This window comes from Pseudomonas sp. Pf153 (assembly GCF_001269775.1).
GTDB lineage: Bacteria > Pseudomonadota > Gammaproteobacteria > Pseudomonadales > Pseudomonadaceae > Aquipseudomonas > Aquipseudomonas uvaldensis.
Map to the genome: position 1 here is coordinate 11,880 of NZ_LHVL01000018.1, position 20,704 is coordinate 32,583.

The following is a 20,704-nucleotide window of genomic DNA, read 5'->3' on the forward strand; positions in this document are numbered from 1 at the left end:
ACAATCAGGAGCCAATTCGTGCGTTCATTCTTCCAACCCAGCCTGCAACGAACCATCGCATTCCTTTTCATGACCCTCCTGGCGCTGGCTGGTTGCCAGACCACCCCACCGAAAGGGCTGACCCCGGCGCAAATCGCTGTGTTGAAGGAGCAAGGATTCAAACTGACCGATGAAGGCTGGGCGTTTGGCTTGTCGGGTAAGGTGCTGTTCGGTAGCGATGTGGAAAGTCTCAACCCGGCCAGTACCGAAATTGTCGAGCGGATTGGCAAGGCGCTGTTGGGAGCTGGAATCGAGCGGGTACGCGTCGATGGCCACACCGACGCGTCAGGCTCCCAGGCGTATAACGAACAATTGTCGATGCGTCGTGCCAACAGCGTCGGCACGGTTTTGAAGAGTGTCGGCATGCGCGAAGAGAATATCCAACTGCGCGGCCTGGGCAGCACCATGCCGGTCGCTTCCAACGACACCGCCAGTGGGCGTACCGAGAACCGTCGGGTTGCCATTGTGGTCATCGCTGATTAGTCGGCGAATACCATTTCCCGGCTGTCGCCCATCAGCAGCGGGCGGTTCTGTTCGGTCACCTCGCGGATGTAATCCCACAACAGGGTGATCCGTTTCAACTTGCGCAGATCCTCCCGGCAGTACATCCAGAACTGTCGGGTAACGCTGATTTCCTCCGGTAGCACGGGCAGCAGTTGAGCATCCTGAGCGGCGAGGAAGCACGGCAGGATGGCCAATGAGCGTCCTTGCAGCGCCGCTACGTACTGCGCGATCACGCTGGTGCTGCGCAGGTGAGCATTGGCGCCAGGCAGGACGTTCGCCAGGTAGAGCAGCTCGGAACTGAACGCCAGATCGTCGACGTAACTGATGAACGAATGCTTGTTCAGGTCCGCCGGGCGGTGAATGGGTGGATGGTTGTCGAGGTATTGCCGGGTGGCATAGAGCTGCAGGCGGTAGTCGCACAACTTGCAGCACACATACGGGCCATGTTCAGGACGCTCGAGTGCGATGACGATATCGGCCTCTCGCTTGGAGAGACTGATGAAGTGGGGCAGCGGAAGGATATCCACTGAAATGGCCGGGTAGGCATCGACGAAGTGGCTCAGTTGCGGCGTGATAAAGAAACTGCCGAAGCCTTCGGTGCAGCCCATGCGCACGTGGCCGGACAACGCGACGCCGGATCCGGACACCTGTTCGCAGGCCATGTGCAGGGTGCTTTCGATCGATTCGGCATAGCTCAGCAGGCGTTGGCCCTCAGCGGTCAGCACGAAGCCGTTGGTCCGGGATTTTTCGAACAGCAGTGTGCCCAGTGAAGTTTCCAGCGAGCTGATGCGGCGAGACACCGTGGTGTAGTCGACAGCGAGGCGCTTGGCCGCGGTGCTGGCCTTGCGGGTGCGGGCCACTTCCAGGAAAAACTTGAGGTCGTCCCAATTCAGCGACCCCAATGAGGTAATGTTTTTTTGCATGATGGACCGGTTTTTATGTGCGTTCTTATTAGAAGTTTGCACATCTATACTCCAAAAACCGTCTCATCACCAAGGTCTCTGAACGCCTTGGTCTGTGCTCAAGCAGCGCTCCCCTACAAGAACAATCCCGGAGGCCAGCATGAACGTTTCACTCACGCCCAGCGACACCGCTCTGCAGACCGTCAAGCTGTTGATCGACGGCGAGTGGGTTGAATCCCGCTCCAGCGAGTGGCACGACATCGTCAACCCCGCCACCCAACAGGTGCTGGCGAAAGTCCCCTTCGCCACCGCAACGGAAGTCGACGCGGCCATCGCCGCCGCCCAACGTGCCTTCCAGACCTGGAAGCTGACGCCCATCGGTGCGCGGATGCGCATCATGCTCAAGCTCCAGGCATTGATTCGCGAGCATTCGAAACGCATTGCCGCGGTGCTCAGCGCCGAGCAGGGCAAGACCCTGGCGGATGCCGAGGGCGATATTTTCCGAGGCCTGGAAGTGGTCGAGCATGCCTGTTCCATCGGCACCCTGCAGATGGGCGAGTTCGCCGAGAACGTCGCCGGCGGCGTCGATACCTACACCTTGCGCCAGCCCATCGGCGTGTGTGCCGGCATTACCCCCTTCAACTTCCCGGCGATGATCCCGCTGTGGATGTTCCCGATGGCCATTGCCTGCGGCAATACCTTCGTCCTCAAGCCGTCGGAACAGGATCCGCTGTCGACCATGTTGCTGGTGGAGCTGGCGATCGAAGCCGGTGTGCCGGCGGGTGTGCTCAACGTGGTACACGGTGGCAAGGACGTGGTGGATGCGCTATGCACCCATAAAGACATTAAGGCGGTGTCCTTCGTCGGTTCGACGGCGGTCGGTACCCACGTGTATGACCTGGCGGGTCGCCATGGCAAGCGCGTGCAATCGATGATGGGCGCCAAGAACCATGCCGTGGTGCTGCCGGACGCCAACCGCGAACAAACCCTCAATGCCTTGGTCGGTGCCGGTTTCGGCGCGGCGGGCCAGCGTTGCATGGCGACCTCCGTGGTGGTCATGGTGGGCGCGGCCAGACAATGGCTGCCGGAGCTCAAGGCCCTGGCGCAGAAGCTCAAGGTCAATGCGGGCTGCGAGCCGGGCACCGATGTCGGCCCGGTGATTTCCAAGCGGGCCAAGGCAAGGATTCTTGAGTTGATCGAAAGCGGCGTGCAGGCGGGGGCGAAGCTGGAGCTCGATGGCCGTGACGTCAGTGTGCCGGGCTACGAGCAAGGCAACTTTGTCGGCCCGACCCTGTTCTCCGGTGTGACCACCGACATGCGCATCTACACCGAAGAGATCTTCGGTCCGGTGCTGGTGGTGTTGGAAGTCGACACCCTCGACGAGGCCATTGCCGTGGTCAACGCGAATCCGTTCGGCAACGGCACGGGTCTGTTCACCCAGAGCGGCGCGGCGGCGCGTAAATTCCAGAGCGAGATCGACGTCGGCCAGGTGGGCATCAACATTCCGATCCCGGTGCCGGTGCCATTCTTCAGCTTCACCGGCTCCCGAGGCTCGAAGCTTGGCGACCTGGGTCCGTACGGCAAACAGGTGGTGCAGTTCTACACTCAGACCAAGACCGTCACCGCGCGCTGGTTCGACGATGACAGCGTCAATGACGGTGTGAACACCACCATCAACCTGCGTTAAGGAGCCGGACATGAACATCGCATTTATCGGCCTGGGCAACATGGGCGCCCCGATGGCGCGCAACCTGCTCAAGGCTGGCCATTCGCTGAACCTGTTCGACCTGAACCAGACGGTGCTGGCTGAGCTGGCGACGCTGGGAGGCACGATCAGCCGTTCACCTCGCGATGCGGCCCAGGGCGCGGAGTTGGTGATTACCATGTTACCGGCCGCTGCCCATGTGCGCAGCGTGTGGCTGGGGGAAGAGGGCGTGTTGGCTGGAATTGCCGCCGGCATCCCAGCAGTGGATTGCAGCACTATCGATCCGCAGACTGCCCGTGACGTGGCCGCCGCAGCGGCCAGGCAAGGCGTGCCGATGGCTGATGCGCCCGTCTCGGGCGGTACCGGCGGTGCGGCGGCCGGCACGTTGACTTTCATGGTCGGCGCCACCGCCGAATTGTTCGCCACCCTGCAACCGGTATTGGCGCAAATGGGCCGTAACATCGTGCATTGCGGTGAGGTCGGTACCGGACAGATCGCCAAGATCTGCAACAACCTGTTGTTGGGAATCTCGATGGTGGGCGTCAGCGAGGCCATGGCCCTGGGTGACGCGCTGGGCATCGATACTCAGGTGCTGGCCGGCATCATCAACAGTTCCACGGGCCGTTGCTGGAGTTCGGATACCTACAATCCCTGGCCGGGGGTGATCGAAACGGCGCCGGCTTCGCGAGGCTACACCGGCGGTTTCGGCGCCGACCTCATGCTCAAGGACCTTGGCCTGGCCACCGAGGCCGCGCGCCAGGCTCACCAACCGGTTGTGCTCGGGGCGGTGGCGCAGCAGCTTTACCAGGCGATGAGCCAGAGAGGCGAGGGCGGCAAGGATTTTTCGGCCATCGTGAACAGTTATCGCAAGCCTCAATGACTGTGAGGGGCGTCGTGGTGAGGTGACCGCTCCCTTGGAAAACTGCCCTGGTCATGTTCTTATCTCTGACTGTGGCCGTGCCGCTATCAGAAGAACAACGTGATGACAGGGAAGCGTTGATATGAAGGGAGTGTTGGAAGAGCTCGCCGTGCCGGAAAAGAGCAGGGTGTATACCCGGCCCGTGGTGTTACTGTTGTCGGCGACGTTTGTGCTGACCGTTGCCCGGGCCCTCGCCTTGCCCTATCTGGTGGTCTATTGCTCCCAGGCTTTTGGCTTGGGGGTGAAAGACATCGGTCTGGTGGTGGGCGGGGCGTTGATTGCCAGTTCCATTCTGGGCGTCTACGGCGGTTTCCTGGTGGACAGGTTTTCCAATTACCGGATCCTGCTCGGCGCGGCGAGTCTGTTCGCCCTGGCCTTTGCCGTGGCCTATCAGGTTGCCAGCCTGATTCCGTTCATCATCGCCATCGTCGTGGTGAACTTGTCTTATGCGGTAGTCGATATCGCGGTGAAATCAGGGATAGGTTTCCTGGTGACACCGGACAAGCGGGCCGGCGTGTTCTCAATGAAATACACGCTGACCAACGTCGGTTACGCCATCGGCCCATTCATGGGCGTGTTGGTCGCGAAGATCAGCCCCGGCCTTCCATTCGCGGTCGCCGGCCTGGTCGCGGTGGCTTTTGTGGTGCTGTACGGCGGGTTGGGCGAACGGCTTCCACGCACCGCGCTCCCAGAGCAGCCAAACAAGGATTTCATCCAAGTACTGGGGCATCTGGTGCGTCACTACAGGCTGGTCTGCTTTACGATCGGCGGCGTTCTCAGTGCGATCGTATTCGGACAGTTCACCGCTTATCTGTCGCAATACCTGATCGTGACCAGTACCCCGGAAAACACCTACCGGATCATCAACTATCTGGTCACCACCAACGCTTGCATGGTCATTGGCCTGCAATACCTGATCGGTGCCAGGATCAATCAGAACAACCTGTTCCGCATGTTGATGCTGGGCATGCTGTTTTTCATCGTCGGGCTGATTGGCTTCGCTCATTCGCAGGCCTGGCTGGCCTGGGTAGTCGCCATGATCATTTTCACCGTGGGCGAAATCATCGTGATCCCGGCGGAGTACCTGTTCATCGACTACATCGCGCCGGAAGACATGCGGGGCGTGTACTACGGCGCGCAAAACCTGTCCAACCTGGGAGCGGCGCTGGGGCCGGTCTTGTGTGGTGTCGTACTGTCCTCGTATGCGCCACAATCGGTGTTCTATGTTTTGTCGCTGTGCGTCGTCGTGGCCGGGGTCTTCTATTTCCTCGGATCGAGGCGCACGGGGTGATCGCTGGTTAACGTCTGGCAGTCCTGATGCGCTGTGCTCAACCTCTGTGAGCGCAGCGCATCGACCTCAAAGCCCTCAAGCAAACACGAAGTACTTGCGCACCGTTTCGACCACTTCCCAGGTGCCTTTCATGCCTGGCTCCACGACAAAGATATCGCCGGCTTTCAGGTGGATGGGCGCATGTCCATCCGGGGTGATGATGCAGTAGCCTTCCTGGAAGTGGCAGTACTCCCACTTCACGTAGTCCACGCGCCATTTGCCCGGCGTGCAGATCCAGGTCCCCATGATCTTGCTGCCATCTTCGCTGGTGTAGGCGTTGAGGTTGACGGTGTGCGGGTCGCCTTCGAGCTTTTCCCATTTGCAAGCATCGAGTACGGGCAATGGATGGGTATCGCGCAGAACGGTGATAGGTGCGGTCATGTGGACTCCGGGCAGAGGGATAAGCTGAAGAGGCACCCTATAGGCCCGCACGCCCGCTCAGTTGTCCAGGTTCGACATCGGGTTGCCCAGAAGCGCTAATCAACCCTCGGTCAGGTGTAGGGCGAGGGCCTTGGCATAGGCAGGCAACGCCTCGAAATCACGAGCCGCCAGCAACAAGGCCCGCTGTGCCCAGGCTTCGTGCAACGGCACGCAGCGGTACGCCGGCTCTGGCGGGCGTCGTTCGATGGCGGCGCGTGGCACGATGGCGATACCGGCGCCGTGGGTCACCATGCGGATCACCCCATCGAAACTGTCGGCGCGGATGCGGATCTGCATGCGCAGCCCAGCGTGCAGGGCTTGTTCTTCGAGATATACCGCCAAGGCGCTGGAAGCATTCAGGCCGACGTAATCGTGGCAGAGGGTTTCGCTGAAACTGACCGTGCGACCGTCACCCAGGGGATGTCCGGACGGCAGGATCAGTACCAGGGGATCGTGTCGAAAGGGGCGGGTCTGAAGGTCATCGGTTTCGACTGCGTCGGATACGATACCCAGGTCCGCCGCACCCTGGCGCAAGGCATGGGTGATCCTTGAGCTGGGCAGTTCCTGCAAGTCGATGTCGAGATGGGGATGGGCCTTGAGGAACGTCGCCAGCAGCTCGGGCAGGTATTCGCTCATGGCGCTGGTGTTGCACAGCAGGCGTACCTGTCCCTTCACACCTCGGGCGTACTCGGCAAGGTCTTGTTGCAGGTGTTCGGCGTGTTGCAACAGGCCCCGCGCATGTTGCGCCAAGGCCTTGCCGGCCGGTGTGGGCGTGACGCCGCGCCGACCCCGTTCAAGCAACTCGATGCCCAGGGATGCCTCCATGGCCCGGACCCGCGCACTGGCCGCCGCCAGGGACAGGTGGCTGCGGGACGCGCCGGCGGTGATGTTGCCGGTGTCGAGGATGTTGAGGTAGAGGCGCAGGTCGGTGAGGTCGAAGTGCATGGAGGGCGGTTCCTGTGCCGGTTTTGTGGTGACGCGTGCATCGTTATCGCGAGCAGGCTCGCTCCCACAGAGGGCCGCGTTTACCTGTAGGAGCGGGCTTGCTCGCGAAGACGCCAGACGCATCGACAAAATTTCAGCCTCTTGCCAGGAAAGAGGCAGCCTCAGCATATAGCAGATTTCCAATCCGCCTGCCCCAGTCCACCATGGCCCCATGAACACATTCATCACTTTCTACCAGAACCTCGGCCTGGCGCTGTCCCTGCTGGTCTTCGCCACTTTCCTGGTGGCCGGCACCATCAAGGGCGTGATCGGCCTCGGCCTGCCGACCATTTCCATGGGGTTGCTCGGGCTGGCTATGGCGCCGGTTCAGGCTGCTGCGTTGCTCATCATTCCGGCCACGCTGACCAATGTCTGGCAACTGGCTTTCGGCGGTCATCTCAGGGCCTTGATCCGGCGTCTGTGGCCGTTGCTGCTGGCGATTTTCATCGGCACTGGCCTTGGCATCTTATGGGTCGGCATGGCAGGCGGCCCCTGGGCGGTGCGGGCTCTGGGCGGGGCGTTGTTGCTGTATGCACTGAGTGGGCTGGCGCTGCCGGCGCTGCGGGTGGGTGCTGACGTCGAGCCATGGCTCGGCCCGCTCTGTGGTTTGCTCACCGGGATCATTACTTCTGCCACGGGGGTGTTTGTGATCCCGGCGGTGCCTTACCTGCAAGCGCTGGGCTTGAGCAAGGACGCGTTGGTGCAGGCCCTGGGCCTGTCGTTCACGGTCTCGACACTGGCCCTGGCGGCCGGCCTGCTGTGGCGCGGCGCCTTGGGTGGGGGGGAGTTGAGCGCGTCGTTGCTGGCGCTGGCGCCGGCGTTGTTGGGGATGTGGCTGGGACAATGGTTGCGCCAGCGGATCAGCGCCGTGTTGTTCCGGCGGGTATTTTTTATCGGCCTGGGCGCGCTCGGTGCCCATCTGTTGATCAGCGGCTAGCCGAGGACGGGCTGAGCATCTCGACGCGGCGGATCTCGAAGTCGCGCTCCAGGTAATCCATGCGGTGCTCGAAAAACTGCTTCATGTGCGGCAGGTTCGAATGCACGTCGAGGTGGGCCTGGGATTGCCAGATCTCATAGAAGATAAACAGCGTCGGGTCTTCCTGGTCCCGTAGCATGTGGTATTCGATGCAACCGGGCTCGGCGCGACTCGGTTCGACGTAGGCGCGAAACAGAGCTTCGAAGGCTTCGGCTTTTTCCGGGCGGGTCTTGGCGTGCAGGATGAAACCGTACGGTTGGCTCATCGGGGGACTCCTGAATGAAAGGTGAACCGGATTCTACGGCAACAATCAGGCGTTGATTCGTGCGTATGGATCAAATCAGTTTTGCCGTTGCGGTGCTTATTCCGCGCGAAACTCATCGGTACTCTGCCGCCATCATTTTCAACCTTTCCATGCGGCGCTTCCTCACTGCGCCATGGAATCCGATGAGGCTCCCCATGAAAAAAGTCCTGCTGCTCAACGGTGGTAAACAGTTCGCTCATTCCGACGGTCGCTATAACGCCACACTCCACGAGACGGCGCTCAGTGTGCTGGACCGTGGCGGGCTGGACGTCAAAACCACCTTCATCGATGGCGGCTACGACATTAAGGAAGAGGTTGCCAAGTTCCTCTGGGCCGACGTGATCATTTACCAGATGCCGGGCTGGTGGATGGGCGCGCCGTGGACCGTGAAAAAATACATCGACGAAGTCTTCACCGAAGGCCATGGCAGCCTCTACGCCAGCGACGGCCGCACCCGCTCCGATGCATCGCAGAAGTACGGCAGCGGTGGTCTGATCCAGGGCAAGCACTACATGTTGTCGCTGACCTGGAATGCCCCGCAGCAGGCCTTCGACGACCCGACCGACTTCTTCGAGGCCAAGGGTGTGGACGCGGTGTACTTTCCGTTCCACAAGGCCAACCAGTTCCTGGGCATGACTGGCTTGCCGACCTTCCTGTGTGTGGACGTCATGAAGCGCCCGAACATCGAGGCCGATGTGGCGCGGTATGAGCAGCATTTGATCGAGGTGTTCGGTCTTTCGCGATAACCGGGCTACTATCGGGACGCCATGGCATATGCGTTTGATAAGGGGACACTGGTGAAGGCCAGATCCGATGAGTTGCAGATTTTCGTCTGTGTGATCGAGTGCGGTTCGATTTCCGCTGCCGCAGAACAGGTCGGGCAGACGCCGTCTGCGGTCAGCCGCACCCTGTCGCGCCTGGAGGCCAAGCTCGATACTACCCTGATCAACCGCACCACGCGGCGCATGGACCTGACGGAGGAGGGCAAGTACTTCTTCGAGCAGGCCAAAGGGATTCTCGACCAGATGGAGGCGCTGGAAGAGCGCCTGTCGTCCCGCCAGCAAAAGCCGGCCGGGCGGTTACGGATCAACGCCGCGTCGCCGTTCATGCTGCATGCCATCGTTCCGCACGTCGAGGAGTTCCGGGCGCTCTACCCGGACATCCAGCTCGAACTCAACAGCAACGACCTGATCATCGACCTGCTGGAACAAAGCACGGACATCGCCATTCGCATCGGCACCCTCACCGACTCGACGTTACATGCCCGTCCCCTGGGTTGCAGCCCGTTGCACATTCTGGCCAGCCCCGCCTACTTGAAGCGGCACGGCACGCCGTCAAGCGTCGCCGAGCTGACGGAGCATGCCCTGCTGGGGTTCGCCCAAAACGATGGCCTCAATCAATGGCCTCTACGCCATCTTCACGGCGATCGCTGGCCGATCCAGCCGGCCATCAGCGCTTCCAGCGGCGAGACGGTGCGCCAGTTGGCACTGGCGGGGCAGGGGATCGCCTGCCTGTCGGATTTCATGACCCGCGAAGACATTCGGGCCGGCCGGCTGAAGGTGCTGCTGGCCGAGGCCAACAGTGGCTATCGCCAGCCGATCAACGCCGTCTACTACCGCAACTCTCAACTGGCGTTGCGAATCCAGTGCTTCCTCGACTTCATCCAGGGCAAGCTTGCGGACTACGCCTCGCGGCCATAGCCCGTCACTGTGGGGGGCTTCAGTCGTGGTGCACGCCTGCGCGCTTGAGCATTTGCTTGCAACGCTCGGACAAGTGGAACACCCGCAGGTGCTTGCCGGCCTTGCCATAGCGCTCGCGCAGGGTTTTCAGCGCGGCGATGGCCGAGTAATCGACGAAGCGCAAGTGACGGCAATCCAGCGTGACCAGGGACGGATCGTTGGCCGGGTCGAACTGGTTGAGGAACGGCGTTGTGGAGGCGAAGAACAGCGTGCCATGCAAGCGATACAGTTTGCTGCCGTCCGCTTCCAGATAGGTGTCGGCGTATAACTCGCGGGCCTGCTGCCAGGCGAAGTTGAGCGCCGCGATGATGATCCCGCACAACACGGCGACGGCGAGGTCGGTGAACACGGTGATGATGGTCACCGCGACGATCACCAGCACATCGTTCTTGGGCACCTTGTTGATCACCCGCAGCGAGGCCCAGGCAAAAGTCTGCTGCGCTACGACAAACATCACCCCCACCAGTGCGGCGAGGGGGATGCGTTCGATCAAGGGCGACAGGAACAGGATGAACAGCAGCACCATCACCCCGGCCACCACGCCGGAGAGGCGGCCACGACCGCCAGAGCTGAGGTTGATCACCGTCTGGCCGATCATGGCGCAGCCGCCCATGCCGCCGAACAGACCGGACGCGATATTCGCCGCGCCGAGGGCGACACACTCGCGGTCCGGATAACCGCGGCTTTCGGTGATTTCATCGGTGAGGTTCAAGGTCAGCAGGGTTTCCAGCAAGCCGACCATCGCCATGATCACAGCGTAAGGCGCCACGATTCGCAGGGTGTCCAGGTTCCAGGAAAGGTCCGGCAAGGCAAAGACCGGCAGGCCGCCGGCGATGTGTGCCATGTCGCCCAGCGTCCGAGTAGGCAGGCCCAGCAGGTAGACCGCCACACCGACACCCAGGATCGCCACCAGGGCCGGCGGCACGGTGCGGGTCAGGCGCGGCAGCAGATAGACGATGGCCATGGTCACGGCCACCAGGCCCGCCATCCAGTACAGCGGAGCGCCGCTCAGCCAGGCGTCGGCGTTTTTGAAATGTTCCAGTTGGGCCAACGCAATGACGATTGCCAGGCCGTTGACGAAGCCGAGCATCACCGGGTGCGGCACCATGCGTACCAGCTTGCCCAGCCGCAACAGCCCGAACGCCAGCATGATCAAGCCGCTCAACAGCACGGTGGCCAACAGGTACTGCACGCCGTGTTGCACCACCAGCGCGACGATCACCACCGCCATCGATCCCGCCGCGCCGGACACCATGCCCGGCCGTCCGCCGAACAGCGCCGTCAGCGTGCAGAGAATGAAAGCGCCATACAACCCCATCAACGGGTTGAGGTGCGCCACCAGGGCGAAGGCAATGCACTCGGGGAGCAAGGCGAAGGACGTGGTGAGGCCGGCGAGGGCGTCGGCGCGAAGACGTGCTGGTTTCATGAATGACCTGATTGGGCGCCGGTTGAAGAACGGCTGCCGGAGAAGTGTGCAAAAACAGGGGGGCGATGGTACGGATTTGAAGGTGAGGCGGCCAGCGGTTGGGCGGTTGTTTCGATGATTGGCGAACGGTCGGTTCATGGGGCTGCTTCGCAGACCCGCGGGGATAAATCCCCTCGCCACCGAATATGAAAGTTTCTTGGCGGATTTTCATGGATGCCGTGTTGCCATTGCCGTCAGCGACATCCCTTACCCAGGCACGAAAATTAGTTTCAGTATGTTTGAAAAACGCTCGCCGAGATGATTTATGAGTTTCACAACTCATAGACGTGACCCGCTCGAGGAGTACCGCATGGCACCTGCTTTCGGTTATTGGCTCTTGGTCTACGCAGCCATCGCCATCATTGCGTTGATTGTATTGATCGCCCGTTATCGCCTTAACCCGTTCATCGTGATCACGCTGGTGTCCATCGGCCTTGCGCTGCTGGCCGGAATGCCGCCGGCGGGGGTTGTCGGGGCTTATGAGGCGGGCGTTGGCAAGACGCTGGGGCACATCGCGTTGGTGGTGGCCCTGGGTACGATGCTCGGCAAGATGATGGCCGAGTCCGGCGGGGCGGAGCGCATGGCGCAGACGCTGATCGAGCGTTTCGGCGAGCGCAACGCCCACTGGGCAATGGTCTGCATCGCCTTCCTGGTGGGGCTGCCGTTGTTTTTCGAAGTGGGTTTCGTGTTGCTGGTGCCCATCGCGTTCACCGTGGCCCGACGTGTCGGCGTATCGATCCTGATGGTGGGGCTGCCCATGGTCGCGGGACTGTCGGTGGTCCATGCCCTGGTGCCGCCGCATCCGGCGGCGATGCTGGCGGTGCAGGCGTTCCAGGCCTCGGTGGGGCAGACGTTGCTGTACGCAATCCTGATCGGCATTCCCAGTGCGATCATCGCCGGTCCGCTCTACGCCATGTTCATCGTGCCCCACATCCAACTGCCAGCCGAGAATCCGCTGGAGCGGCAGTTTCTCGACCGCGAGCCTCGGGCCCGGTTGCCAGGGTTCGGTATCACCCTGGGGACCATTTTGCTGCCGGTGGTCCTGATGCTCATCGGCGGTTGGGCCAACCTGATCTCCACGCCAGGGAGCGGTTTCAACCAGTTTCTGCAGTTCATCGGCAACTCGGTGATCGCTTTGCTGCTGGCAACCATCCTCAGCTTCTGGACCCTCGGCCTGGCGCAAGGCTTCAACCGGGACTCGATCCTCAAGTTCACCAACGAATGCCTGGCCCCGACTGCCAGCATCACCCTGTTGGTGGGCGCCGGTGGCGGGTTGAACCGGATCCTGGTGGATGCTGGCGTCACCCAGCAGATCGTTGGGCTGGCCCAGGAATTCCAGCTGTCTCCACTGGTCATGGGCTGGTTGTTCGCTGCGTTGATGCGCGTCGCCACCGGTTCGGCCACGGTGGCGATGACCACCGCATCGGGCATCGTGGCGCCCGTGGCGATAGGCCTGGGGTATCCTCATCCTGAACTGTTGGTACTGGCCACCGGGGCCGGCTCGGTGATCTTTTCCCACGTCAATGACGGTGGCTTCTGGCTGATCAAGGAATACTTCAATATGACCGTCGCACAAACCTTCAAGACCTGGACCGTGCTGGAAACGCTGATCTCCCTGGTGGCGTTCGGTCTGACTCTGGGCCTTGCATACGTGCTCTGATCGCCGCGCCATTACACAGGAGTCGTCATGGACATCCTCTACCAGATCCGCTCGCGCCAGGATTTCTTCAGCGCCGGCGAAGGACGGATCGCCCGCCTGATGCTCGATGACGTAGGCTTCGCCGCGTCCGCCAGCCTCGAAGAACTGGCCCAGCGCGCCGAAGTCAGCAGCGCCACGCTGTCGCGTTTTGCCCGTACGGTCGGCTGCCGGGACCTGCGGGACTTGCGCCTGCAACTGGCCCAGGCCAGCGGCGTCGGCAGCCGGTTTCTCGACCCGGCCGGCGCGCCGGAGCAGTCGGCGTTCTATGGGCAGATCGTCGGCGACATCGAGTCGACCCTGCGCCAACACCTGTCGGCATTCGAAGAGTCGCGATTCAGCGATGCTGTGCGGCTGCTCGGCAAAGCGCGGATGATCCATGCATTCGGGCTGGGTGGCTGGTCGGCCTTGTGCAGTGAGGAACTCCAGGTGCGGCTGGTGCGTTTTGGCTATCCGATTGCCGCGTGTCGCGACCCGGTGATGATGCGCATCACGGCGACTTCGCTGAGTGAGGAACACCTGGTCATCGCCTGTTCGCTCACCGGCATTACCCCGGAATTGCTGGCGGCCGTCGAGGTGGCGCGCAGCTACGGTGCGGCGATCCTGGCCATTACCCGTGCCGACTCGCCCCTGGCCGGGCTGGCGGATGTGGTGCTGCCCCTGCAAGGCGCCGAAACCTCGTTCATCTACAAACCCACGGCGGCCCGCTACGGCATGCTGTTGGCGATCGATGTGCTCGCCACCGAGCTTGCCCTGGCTCATCCCGAAGACAATCAAGAGCGTCTGCGGCGGGTCAAGCTCGCCCTCGACGATTACCGAGGCGGCGACGACGATCTGCCGCTGGGAGACTGAGATGTTGTACGACACGCTGATTCGCAATGCCCTGGTGATCGACGGCAGTGACACCCCTGGTTACGTCGCCGACGTGGCGATTCGCGCCGGCCGTATCGAGCGCATTGGCGCCTTGCATGATGCGCAGGCCATCGAGGAGGTGGACGCCGCCGGCCGCGTGCTGGCGCCGGGCTTCATCGATGTCCATACCCACGACGACACGGTGGTGATCCGCCAACCGCAGATGCTGCCCAAACTGAGTCAAGGCGTGACCACCGTCATCGTTGGCAACTGTGGCATCAGTGCATCACCGGTCACCTTGCGGGGCGAGCCGCCGGATCCGATGAACCTGCTCGGCCCGGCCGAGGCGTTCGCCTACCCGAGCTTCGGCCATTATCGTTCGGCGGTAGAGGCCGCCACGCCAGCGGTTAATGTGGCGGCACTGGTGGGGCATACCGCGCTGCGCAGTAACCACATGGACGATCTGTTGCGTACGGCCAGCGTGGAAGAAATCGCTGCCATGCGTCGGCAACTGCGCGAAAGTCTGGAGGCCGGTGCGCTGGGCTTGTCCACCGGCCTGGCTTACGCCAACGCCTTCTCGGCCTCCACCGACGAAGTCATGCAGTTGGCCGAGGAGTTGAGCGCATTCGGCGGGGTCTACACCACTCACCTGCGCAGCGAATTCGAACCGGTGCTCGAAGCCATGGACGAAGCCTTCCAGATTGGCCGTCAGGCGAAGAGCCCAGTGATCATTTCCCACCTCAAATGCGCCGGCGCCGGTAATTGGGGGCGTAGCCCACAGGTGCTCGCCGCCCTGGAAAATGCCGCCAGTACCCATCCCGTTGGTTGTGACTGTTATCCCTACGCTGCCAGCTCTTCGACGCTCGATCTCAAGCAGGTGACCGACGCCCATCCCATCACCATCACCTGGTCGACACCTCATCCACGCATGGGCGGGCGCGACCTGGCAGAGATCGCTGTGGAATGGGACGTGTCGCTGCTGGAGGCGGCCCGTCGCCTGCAACCGGCCGGTGCGGTGTATTACGGCATGAACGAAGGTGATGTACGCCGGATCCTGGCTCATCCGCTGTCCATGGTGGGGTCCGACGGGTTGCCCGAAGATCCGTTTCCGCACCCGCGCTTGTGGGGCGCCTTCCCACGGGTGTTGGGACATTTCAGTCGCGACGTCGGGCTTTTTCCGTTGCACACCGCCGTGCACAAGATGACCGGTCTTTCAGCGGCGCGTTTCGGCCTGAAGGCACGCGGCGAAATCCGTGAAGGACATTGGGCGGACCTGGTGTTGTTCGATCCACAGACCGTTCGCGACGTCGCCGATTTCATCGAACCGCAACGGGCTGCCGAAGGTATCGACAGGGTGTGGGTCAATGGTGTCCTGAGTTATCTCGAAGGGCAGGCAAACGGACGTCGAGAAGGGCGGTTCCTGGCGCGCGAGGGCGATCTGCGCTTGGGATTCAGCCCATCGGGTGGCGTAAGTGGCTGATATCGTTTTGATTGACGTCACAATAATGGCACTAAGACACTAAAGAAGCCGGAGCCAAGGCCGAAGCATTGGGGTCAACCCACCTAGACTGGGCCTATTCAGCCAGGGAGCACCCCATGAGCTTTGGTAAAACCACCCCGATCCTGCGGATCTTCGATGAAGCCAAGGCACTGGCGTTCTATGTCGACTTCCTGGGCTTTACCGTCGACTGGCAACACCGCTTCGGGGACAACTTCCCGCTGTACCTGCAAGTCTCCCGCGGCGAATGCGTGCTCCACCTGAGCGAGCACCACGGCGATTGCACACCGGGCTCGGCGCTGCGCATCGAAACCGACGAACTGGAAGCCTTCCAGGCGCAACTGCTCACCCGCCAATACCCCTTCGCCCGCCCGCAGATCCAGGCAATGCCATGGGGCAGCCAGGACATGACGGTGGTCGATCCCTTTGGGAATCGGTTGGTGTTTACCAATGGGATTTGTGTGTAAAGAGAGCTGGACAAGCTAACCGGTCATGCCTTAGCTTGAAATCAATGATTTCATTGATTGCGGGAGGCAAATATGGCCAGCATCACTATTCGTAACCTTGATGACCAAGTCAAAGAGCAGCTACGCATTGCTGCGGCTCACAATGGACGCTCCATGGAGGAGGAGGCGCGCCTGATTTTAGGACGTGCTTTAGCGCCAATAAGCCCAGCGGGTGGGCTGGGAAGCCGTATCCGAAACAGGTTCGGTAAGTTGGGGGGCGTCGAGTTGGAGCTGCCTTCGCGTGGCGAAAAAGCCCGTGCGGTGGATCTGTCTGAATGATAGTGCTCGATACGAATGTTATCTCGGAGTTCATGCGTGCGGAGCCGGATGGGAATGTGCTCGCCTGGATCGATTCGCAGCCTGCGATAGATCTGGTAATCAGCGCTATCACTGTGGCGGAGATTCTGCATGGCATTGCTCGATTGCCTTTCGGCAAGCGTAAGCAGAAGCTTGAATCTCACGCGATGGCAATGTTCGAAGAAGATTTTGCCGACAGAATTCTGCCTTTCGACGCCCATGCCGCAGTTGAATACGCAGCCATTGTTGCATTATGTGAGGCTAAGGGGAGGGCAGCGGGTATGGCAGATGCGCAAATTGCCGCCATTTGCCGAGTTCATGGAGCTCCCATTGCGACACGTAATACCAAGGACTTTGAGTTTCCAGGAATTGAAATAATCAATCCCTGGAAACCATGAGACGCGAGTTCGGGTAAAGCGCCTCTCCCTCGGGAAATGGGCGCTTGTCATGATCAAACCCGGAAATGACTCACCATCATCTGCAACTGATTCCCCAACCGGGCCAGTTCAACACTGGAGGCGGCGGTTTCCTCGCTGGCGGCGGCGGTCTGTTCGGAGACGTCGCGCACGTTGATGATGCTGCGGCTGATTTCCTCGGCCACGGCGCTTTGCTGTTCGGCGGCTGCGGCGATCTGCTGGTTCATGGACTGGATGTTCGACACCGTGCGGGTGATGTTCTCCAGTGATGCGCCAGCCTTGCGGGTCAAGGCCACGCTGCTGTCGGTGAGGCTGCGGCTGTTGTTCATCACGGCGGCCACTTGCTGGGTGCCGTTTTGCAGGCCGGCCACCAGGCCTTCGATTTCCTCGGTGGATTTCTGCGTGCGCTGGGCCAGGCCACGGACCTCATCGGCAACGACCGCAAAGCCCCGACCGGCTTCACCGGCGCGTGCCGCTTCGATCGCGGCGTTGAGGGCCAGCAGGTTGGTCTGTTCGGCCACCGACTTGATCACATCCATGACGCTGCCGATCTTGTCGCTTTCCTGTTGCAGCATGGTCATGGCGTCGGTGGAACGTACCACTTCGCTGGCCAGGCGTTCGATCTGGGCGATGGCCTCGTTGACCACCTGATCGCCGGCACGCGCTTCGCCGTCGGCGGCAGCGGCTGCCTGGGAAGCTTCTTCGGCGTTGCGCGCCACTTCCTGCACCGTTGCAGTCATTTCGTGCATCGCGGTCGCCACCTGATCGGTCTCGACTTTCTGGCTGTTGACCCCGGCGCTGGTCTGCTCGGTAACGGCGGACAGCTCTTCGGCAGCGCTGGCGATCTGGGTCACGCCATCGCGGATACCGCCGATGAGGTCGCGCAATGTCACGCCCATGCGGGCGATGCCTTGTTGCAGCACGCCCAGCTCATCGCGACGGGTCACGATGATGTTGTGCGACAGGTCGCCATTGGCGATGCGCTCGACCACGGTCAGGGTTTCGCTCAGCGGGCGGGTAATCTGCCGAGTGATGATCACGGCGGCAATGATGCCTACCAGCAAGGCGAGCAACGTGCTGAACAGCTGCAGGGTGCGGGCCTGGGCGCTTTCGGCGTCGCGGCGGTCGAGTTGGATCTGGTACAGCTGCTCGCTCAGGCTGACGATGGTCGTGCCCTGGTCAGTCATTTCCTTGCGCGCTTGCACCACATCGGCCGTGGCCAGCTTGAAGGCTTGCAAGGCGCTGCGATATTGGGTCAGGGCGTTTTCCAACTGACGCAATTCATCCGAGTGGGTGCTGGTGAAATGCTCGTTCAGCGGCTTGAGTGAAGCGATGGCGGCGTCCAGTTGGGCGACGGCCTTGCGTTCGGTGTCGGCGTTGCTGTTGGCGGTGTAGCCGCGCACTTCGTAGCGGGCCAGCATGAATTCCTGCTTGGCCTGGGTGATGGCCTGGAACTGTTCGAAGCGCTGGTCGCTCAGCGGCATTTGTTTCACGTCGCTGTAGATCGTCTCGATGAGTTTGTAGGCGATCTCGGCGTTCGCTGCCATGGCATCGCGAGCCGTATTGCCGGTGCGGTAGGCACCGCGCATCTTGTTCAGGGAAACCTGATAGGCACTGATGACCGCGTTCTGCTCTTTGAGCAGCCTGACGTTTTCCGGGCTCTTGAAGCTGCCAAGCAGGGCGTTCTGTTGCGCCACGAAAGCGTCCAGGGTGGTCTGTACGTTCTGTGCGGCGGTCTCGTCGCCGTTGGTCAACATGTATTGCAGGCGTGTGACGCGAAGTTTGGTCAGGCCGGCGTTGAGCTGGGTAATGTCGCTCATCCAGTTGCTGCGTTGGATCAACCCGCCCAGGCTGGTCCAACTGGTCAGGGCCAGGACGCAGGTCAGGATCAGCACCAGGCCGAAGCCCAGGCCCAGTTTCATGTTGACGCTAATGTTGCCAAACCAGCTATTCATCAAATTCCTCCAGGAACGTTGTGCTGCTTGATCGTCGGTTGGCTGGAAGATTGTTGTTGTTAAGCCAGCAAAAAAAGTGAACAGGGCTGTATCGGCTGCTGGCCCGGGATCTGAAAATTTTTTTTGGCGTCGGCATTTCGCCGCTCGTCCCGGTGTGACGACGGAGGCAGGCGAAGAGCGGAAATCCAGACAAAAAAAAGCCCGCGGGAGAGCGGGCTAAAACCTTAGTTTCTTGAATGAGCGAGAGGACTTTACCGAATCACGCGCAGGCGTGGGGTGAAGAATAGTTCATGAGCCGGCGCATCCTGCCGCAGCCCTCTGGTTCAGGCCTTCTCGGTTGTTTTCGATACGTCTTGTGAGATGTGTCTCCTTTTTTCGCATGTATTTCCCTCATCTTTGAACCGAAAGCGATTAGCACGGTCTGGTATGCGCGCCAGATTGCTATCACTTCTGTTTCGAGGGATCGAACATGTCCGTATTCGCCTTAAGGACGAGGCTCGTCTTTGCGTCGCTGTGTTTTCTAGCGATGCACACTGCCGTCGCCGCCACACTGTCCCCCGGTGACACGGACCTGATCCGCGAGCGCCAGAATCGTTTGCTCGAAGAACAGCGCCGCCGTCTTGAGGAACTCAAGGACCTGCCCGGCCAAGAGGCGACGCCGACCCAGCCGACGGCCCCTGTCGATACCCGTTGCTTCCCCATCAAGACCATCGAGCTCAAGGGCGCCGACAGTCTTTCGGCCCGTGAGCGCGAGCAGCTGCTCAAGCCCTACATCGGCCAATGCCTGGGCGTGCCGCAGCTCAATGAATTGCTCAAAGCCATCACCGACCACTACATCGAAAAGGGCCTGGTCACCAGTCGTGCGTACCTGCCGCAACAGGACCTGTCGGGCGGCCATCTGCAAGTGCTGGTGGTCGAGGGACGGCTGGAAGGCTTGAAGGGTGCCGAGAACAGCCAGTTGTCGGACCGCGAATTGGCGATGGCCTTTCCCGGTAAGACCGGCGACCTGCTCAACCTGCGAGAGATCGAGCAGATGGTCGATCAACTCAATCGCTTGCCATCGAACCAGGCGCAAATGGAGCTGACCCCCGGCCAGAAGGTCGGCGGCAGTGAGGTGCGGGTTCAGAACACCCGGCAAAAACCCTGGCGCGTCGGCCTGTCGCGGCATAACGACGGGCAAAAGGAAACTGGCGAGCAGCAGTGGGGCGCCTCCTTCGATTGGGACAGCCCCTTGGGCCTGGCCGATCAACTGGCCTTGCGTGGAGGCCATGATGCACTCAGCGATCATCAGAAAACCTCGCGCAACGCGATGCTCTATTACAACCTGCCTTTTGGCTGGTGGAACGTCAGCTACACCTACATCCAGAGCGAGTACCGCTCGCTGGGTCAGGCCAACGGCTTCAACTTCAAGCAAAACGGTGACAACCAGAGCCATCAGGTGCGTCTGGAACGGGTGATTCATCGCGACGCTTTCAGCAAGACCTCCCTCAATACGGGCCTGGCCTACCTGCGCACCAACAACTTCATCGAAGACAGCAAGCTTCGCGAGAGCAGCAATCGCCTCAGCGAGGCGCAGTTCGGCATCAACCATGGCCGGCGGGTCGGCAATGCCTTCGTCAACCTTGACCTGGGCATGCAGCAAGGCATCGGCGCCTTCGACGCCCAGGGCGATCATGAACCGCGTCCAGGGGTGCCGGATGCGCGCTATCGCAAATACACCGCGACCCTGAGTTACCTGCAACCGTTCCAGCTGTGGGGAGAGTCCTTCAGCTTCAGCAGCCTGATGACCGGCCAGCGCAGCGAAGACGCGCTGTTCAGCCCACAACGCATGAGCCTGGGCGGGCAGTCGTCCATCCGAGGCTACAAGGACCAGACCCTGTCCGGCGACAGCGGCGGCTACTGGCGCAACGACCTGCGCTGGAGCCGGCCGATCACGTTGCAATGGCTGCGCCCGGTGTTCGCCGAGTACGGCGCCAGTCTGGGTTACGACCAGGGTGTCATCACCGGGACCCGCTACAACGGCGACGAGCATGGGCGGATGTCGAGCAACTCGCTCGAACTGTTCGCCCGCGGCGAGCACCTGAGCGCCAGCGTGACCTTTGCCCATTCCCTGGAACGCCCGGATGCCCTGACCGAGCGTGAGGCGCCGATCTACTTCCGCGTAGAAGCCCTTTTCTGATTCGCCTCTATAAATTCT

Annotated in this window: 20 protein-coding genes; 14 read left to right on the forward strand and 6 right to left on the reverse strand. The window is 61.4% G+C overall.

The window, feature by feature from the left end:
* Positions 1-69 precede the first annotated feature (69 nt).
* Positions 70-522, forward strand: coding sequence for an OmpA family protein (locus AD666_RS12190; protein WP_053153198.1), 453 nt, complete (start codon positions 70-72; stop codon positions 520-522).
* Here the strand turns inward: AD666_RS12190 and AD666_RS12195 are convergent.
* The gene (locus AD666_RS12195; protein ID WP_053152022.1) at positions 519-1,466 is read right to left on the reverse strand and encodes a LysR family transcriptional regulator; all 948 of its coding nucleotides are present in this window, start codon (positions 1,464-1,466) and stop codon (positions 519-521) included. The genes AD666_RS12190 and AD666_RS12195 overlap by 4 nt on opposite strands.
* Before the next feature lie 139 nt (positions 1,467-1,605).
* On the opposite strand from AD666_RS12195, the gene AD666_RS12200 reads away from it, so the two are divergent.
* From AD666_RS12200 to AD666_RS12210, 3 genes are all read left to right on the forward strand, one after another.
* Positions 1,606-3,132, forward strand: coding sequence for a CoA-acylating methylmalonate-semialdehyde dehydrogenase (locus AD666_RS12200; protein ID WP_053152024.1), 1,527 nt, complete (start codon positions 1,606-1,608; stop codon positions 3,130-3,132).
* Between the two features lie 10 nt (positions 3,133-3,142).
* Positions 3,143-4,030 (forward strand): 3-hydroxyisobutyrate dehydrogenase, encoded by an 888-nt coding sequence (mmsB, locus tag AD666_RS12205; RefSeq protein WP_053152027.1) that lies wholly within the window; start codon positions 3,143-3,145, stop codon positions 4,028-4,030.
* Positions 4,031-4,151: 121 nt separating this feature from the next.
* A complete protein-coding gene (locus AD666_RS12210) occupies positions 4,152-5,360 on the forward strand; it encodes an MFS transporter (RefSeq protein ID WP_053152028.1) in 1,209 nt (402 codons plus the stop codon).
* Positions 5,361-5,435: 75 nt separating this feature from the next.
* Here the strand turns inward: AD666_RS12210 and AD666_RS12215 are convergent, their stop codons facing one another.
* Both AD666_RS12215 and AD666_RS12220 read right to left on the reverse strand, forming a co-directional pair.
* Positions 5,436-5,780 carry a cupin domain-containing protein gene (locus AD666_RS12215; RefSeq protein WP_053152030.1) on the reverse strand — a complete coding sequence of 115 codons (345 nt, stop codon included), beginning with the start codon at positions 5,778-5,780 and terminating at the stop codon, positions 5,436-5,438.
* A gap of 99 nt (positions 5,781-5,879) precedes the next feature.
* Complete coding sequence (locus AD666_RS12220) at positions 5,880-6,764, reverse strand: LysR substrate-binding domain-containing protein (protein ID WP_053152032.1); 885 nt, start codon at positions 6,762-6,764, stop codon at positions 5,880-5,882.
* A 211-nt stretch (positions 6,765-6,975) separates the two neighbouring features.
* Between AD666_RS12220 and AD666_RS12225 the strand changes: the two genes are divergently transcribed.
* Positions 6,976-7,740 carry a sulfite exporter TauE/SafE family protein gene (locus AD666_RS12225; RefSeq protein WP_053152034.1) on the forward strand — a complete coding sequence of 255 codons (765 nt, stop codon included), beginning with the start codon at positions 6,976-6,978 and terminating at the stop codon, positions 7,738-7,740.
* Here the strand turns inward: AD666_RS12225 and AD666_RS12230 are convergent.
* Positions 7,730-8,044, reverse strand: coding sequence for a putative quinol monooxygenase (locus AD666_RS12230; RefSeq protein ID WP_053152035.1), 315 nt, complete (start codon positions 8,042-8,044; stop codon positions 7,730-7,732). The two genes, AD666_RS12225 and AD666_RS12230, sit on opposite strands and share 11 nt — an antisense overlap.
* 194 nt (positions 8,045-8,238) lie before the next feature.
* On the opposite strand from AD666_RS12230, the gene AD666_RS12235 reads away from it, so the two are divergent.
* Together AD666_RS12235 and AD666_RS12240 are read left to right on the forward strand one after the other, a co-directional pair.
* Complete coding sequence (locus AD666_RS12235) at positions 8,239-8,829, forward strand: NAD(P)H-dependent oxidoreductase (RefSeq protein WP_053152038.1); 591 nt, start codon at positions 8,239-8,241, stop codon at positions 8,827-8,829.
* Between the two features lie 51 nt (positions 8,830-8,880).
* Positions 8,881-9,783, forward strand: coding sequence for a LysR family transcriptional regulator (locus AD666_RS12240; RefSeq protein WP_053153201.1), 903 nt, complete (start codon positions 8,881-8,883; stop codon positions 9,781-9,783).
* A gap of 19 nt (positions 9,784-9,802) precedes the next feature.
* Here the strand turns inward: AD666_RS12240 and AD666_RS12245 are convergent, their stop codons facing one another.
* A complete protein-coding gene (locus AD666_RS12245; RefSeq protein WP_053152040.1) occupies positions 9,803-11,248 on the reverse strand; it encodes a SulP family inorganic anion transporter in 1,446 nt (481 codons plus the stop codon).
* Between the two features lie 349 nt (positions 11,249-11,597).
* On the opposite strand from AD666_RS12245, the gene AD666_RS12250 reads away from it, so the two are divergent.
* From AD666_RS12250 to AD666_RS12275, 6 genes are all read left to right on the forward strand, one after another.
* Complete coding sequence (locus AD666_RS12250; protein WP_053152042.1) at positions 11,598-12,947, forward strand: gluconate:H+ symporter; 1,350 nt, start codon at positions 11,598-11,600, stop codon at positions 12,945-12,947.
* A 27-nt stretch (positions 12,948-12,974) separates the two neighbouring features.
* Entirely contained in the window at positions 12,975-13,835 is an 861-nt protein-coding gene (locus tag AD666_RS12255) for a MurR/RpiR family transcriptional regulator (RefSeq protein WP_053152044.1), read from the forward strand.
* Between the two features lies 1 nt (position 13,836).
* The gene (locus tag AD666_RS12260) at positions 13,837-15,315 is read left to right on the forward strand and encodes an amidohydrolase family protein (RefSeq protein WP_053152046.1); all 1,479 of its coding nucleotides are present in this window, start codon (positions 13,837-13,839) and stop codon (positions 15,313-15,315) included.
* Positions 15,316-15,431: 116 nt separating this feature from the next.
* Positions 15,432-15,800, forward strand: coding sequence for a glyoxalase superfamily protein (locus AD666_RS12265; protein WP_053152047.1), 369 nt, complete (start codon positions 15,432-15,434; stop codon positions 15,798-15,800).
* Between the two features lie 72 nt (positions 15,801-15,872).
* A complete protein-coding gene (locus AD666_RS12270) occupies positions 15,873-16,118 on the forward strand; it encodes a plasmid stabilization protein (RefSeq protein WP_053152049.1) in 246 nt (81 codons plus the stop codon).
* Positions 16,115-16,534 carry a type II toxin-antitoxin system VapC family toxin gene (locus AD666_RS12275; RefSeq protein ID WP_053152051.1) on the forward strand — a complete coding sequence of 140 codons (420 nt, stop codon included), beginning with the start codon at positions 16,115-16,117 and terminating at the stop codon, positions 16,532-16,534. The genes AD666_RS12270 and AD666_RS12275 overlap by 4 nt, the downstream gene beginning before the upstream one ends.
* Positions 16,535-16,587: 53 nt before the next feature.
* Here the strand turns inward: AD666_RS12275 and AD666_RS12280 are convergent, their stop codons facing one another.
* Positions 16,588-18,507: a methyl-accepting chemotaxis protein gene (locus AD666_RS12280; protein WP_053152053.1), complete on the reverse strand. Its 1,920-nt coding sequence runs from the start codon at positions 18,505-18,507 to the stop codon at positions 16,588-16,590.
* A 469-nt stretch (positions 18,508-18,976) separates the two neighbouring features.
* Here AD666_RS12280 and AD666_RS12285 point away from each other — a divergent pair, with 469 nt between their 5' ends.
* Positions 18,977-20,686, forward strand: a complete 1,710-nt coding sequence (locus AD666_RS12285; RefSeq protein WP_053152055.1) for a ShlB/FhaC/HecB family hemolysin secretion/activation protein — start codon at positions 18,977-18,979, stop codon at positions 20,684-20,686.
* The last annotated feature ends 18 nt before the right edge of the window (positions 20,687-20,704 follow it).

What these genes read in the sequence shown, in the direction of transcription:
- AD666_RS12190 (WP_053153198.1), top strand. Translation starts at nt 70, where the DNA reads ATGACCCTCCTGGCGCTGGCTGGTTGCCAGACCACCCCACCGAAAGGG.
- AD666_RS12195 (WP_053152022.1), bottom strand. Translation starts at nt 1,466, where the DNA reads ATGCAAAAAAACATTACCTCATTGGGGTCGCTGAATTGGGACGACCTC.
- AD666_RS12200 (WP_053152024.1), top strand. Translation starts at nt 1,606, where the DNA reads ATGAACGTTTCACTCACGCCCAGCGACACCGCTCTGCAGACCGTCAAG.
- mmsB (WP_053152027.1), top strand. Translation starts at nt 3,143, where the DNA reads ATGAACATCGCATTTATCGGCCTGGGCAACATGGGCGCCCCGATGGCG.
- AD666_RS12210 (WP_053152028.1), top strand. Translation starts at nt 4,152, where the DNA reads ATGAAGGGAGTGTTGGAAGAGCTCGCCGTGCCGGAAAAGAGCAGGGTG.
- AD666_RS12215 (WP_053152030.1), bottom strand. Translation starts at nt 5,780, where the DNA reads ATGACCGCACCTATCACCGTTCTGCGCGATACCCATCCATTGCCCGTA.
- AD666_RS12220 (WP_053152032.1), bottom strand. Translation starts at nt 6,764, where the DNA reads ATGCACTTCGACCTCACCGACCTGCGCCTCTACCTCAACATCCTCGAC.
- AD666_RS12225 (WP_053152034.1), top strand. Translation starts at nt 6,976, where the DNA reads ATGAACACATTCATCACTTTCTACCAGAACCTCGGCCTGGCGCTGTCC.
- AD666_RS12230 (WP_053152035.1), bottom strand. Translation starts at nt 8,044, where the DNA reads ATGAGCCAACCGTACGGTTTCATCCTGCACGCCAAGACCCGCCCGGAA.
- AD666_RS12235 (WP_053152038.1), top strand. Translation starts at nt 8,239, where the DNA reads ATGAAAAAAGTCCTGCTGCTCAACGGTGGTAAACAGTTCGCTCATTCC.
- AD666_RS12245 (WP_053152040.1), bottom strand. Translation starts at nt 11,248, where the DNA reads ATGAAACCAGCACGTCTTCGCGCCGACGCCCTCGCCGGCCTCACCACG.
- AD666_RS12250 (WP_053152042.1), top strand. Translation starts at nt 11,598, where the DNA reads ATGGCACCTGCTTTCGGTTATTGGCTCTTGGTCTACGCAGCCATCGCC.
- AD666_RS12255 (WP_053152044.1), top strand. Translation starts at nt 12,975, where the DNA reads ATGGACATCCTCTACCAGATCCGCTCGCGCCAGGATTTCTTCAGCGCC.
- AD666_RS12260 (WP_053152046.1), top strand. Translation starts at nt 13,837, where the DNA reads ATGTTGTACGACACGCTGATTCGCAATGCCCTGGTGATCGACGGCAGT.
- AD666_RS12265 (WP_053152047.1), top strand. Translation starts at nt 15,432, where the DNA reads ATGAGCTTTGGTAAAACCACCCCGATCCTGCGGATCTTCGATGAAGCC.
- AD666_RS12270 (WP_053152049.1), top strand. Translation starts at nt 15,873, where the DNA reads ATGGCCAGCATCACTATTCGTAACCTTGATGACCAAGTCAAAGAGCAG.
- AD666_RS12275 (WP_053152051.1), top strand. Translation starts at nt 16,115, where the DNA reads ATGATAGTGCTCGATACGAATGTTATCTCGGAGTTCATGCGTGCGGAG.
- AD666_RS12280 (WP_053152053.1), bottom strand. Translation starts at nt 18,507, where the DNA reads ATGAATAGCTGGTTTGGCAACATTAGCGTCAACATGAAACTGGGCCTG.
- AD666_RS12285 (WP_053152055.1), top strand. Translation starts at nt 18,977, where the DNA reads ATGTCCGTATTCGCCTTAAGGACGAGGCTCGTCTTTGCGTCGCTGTGT.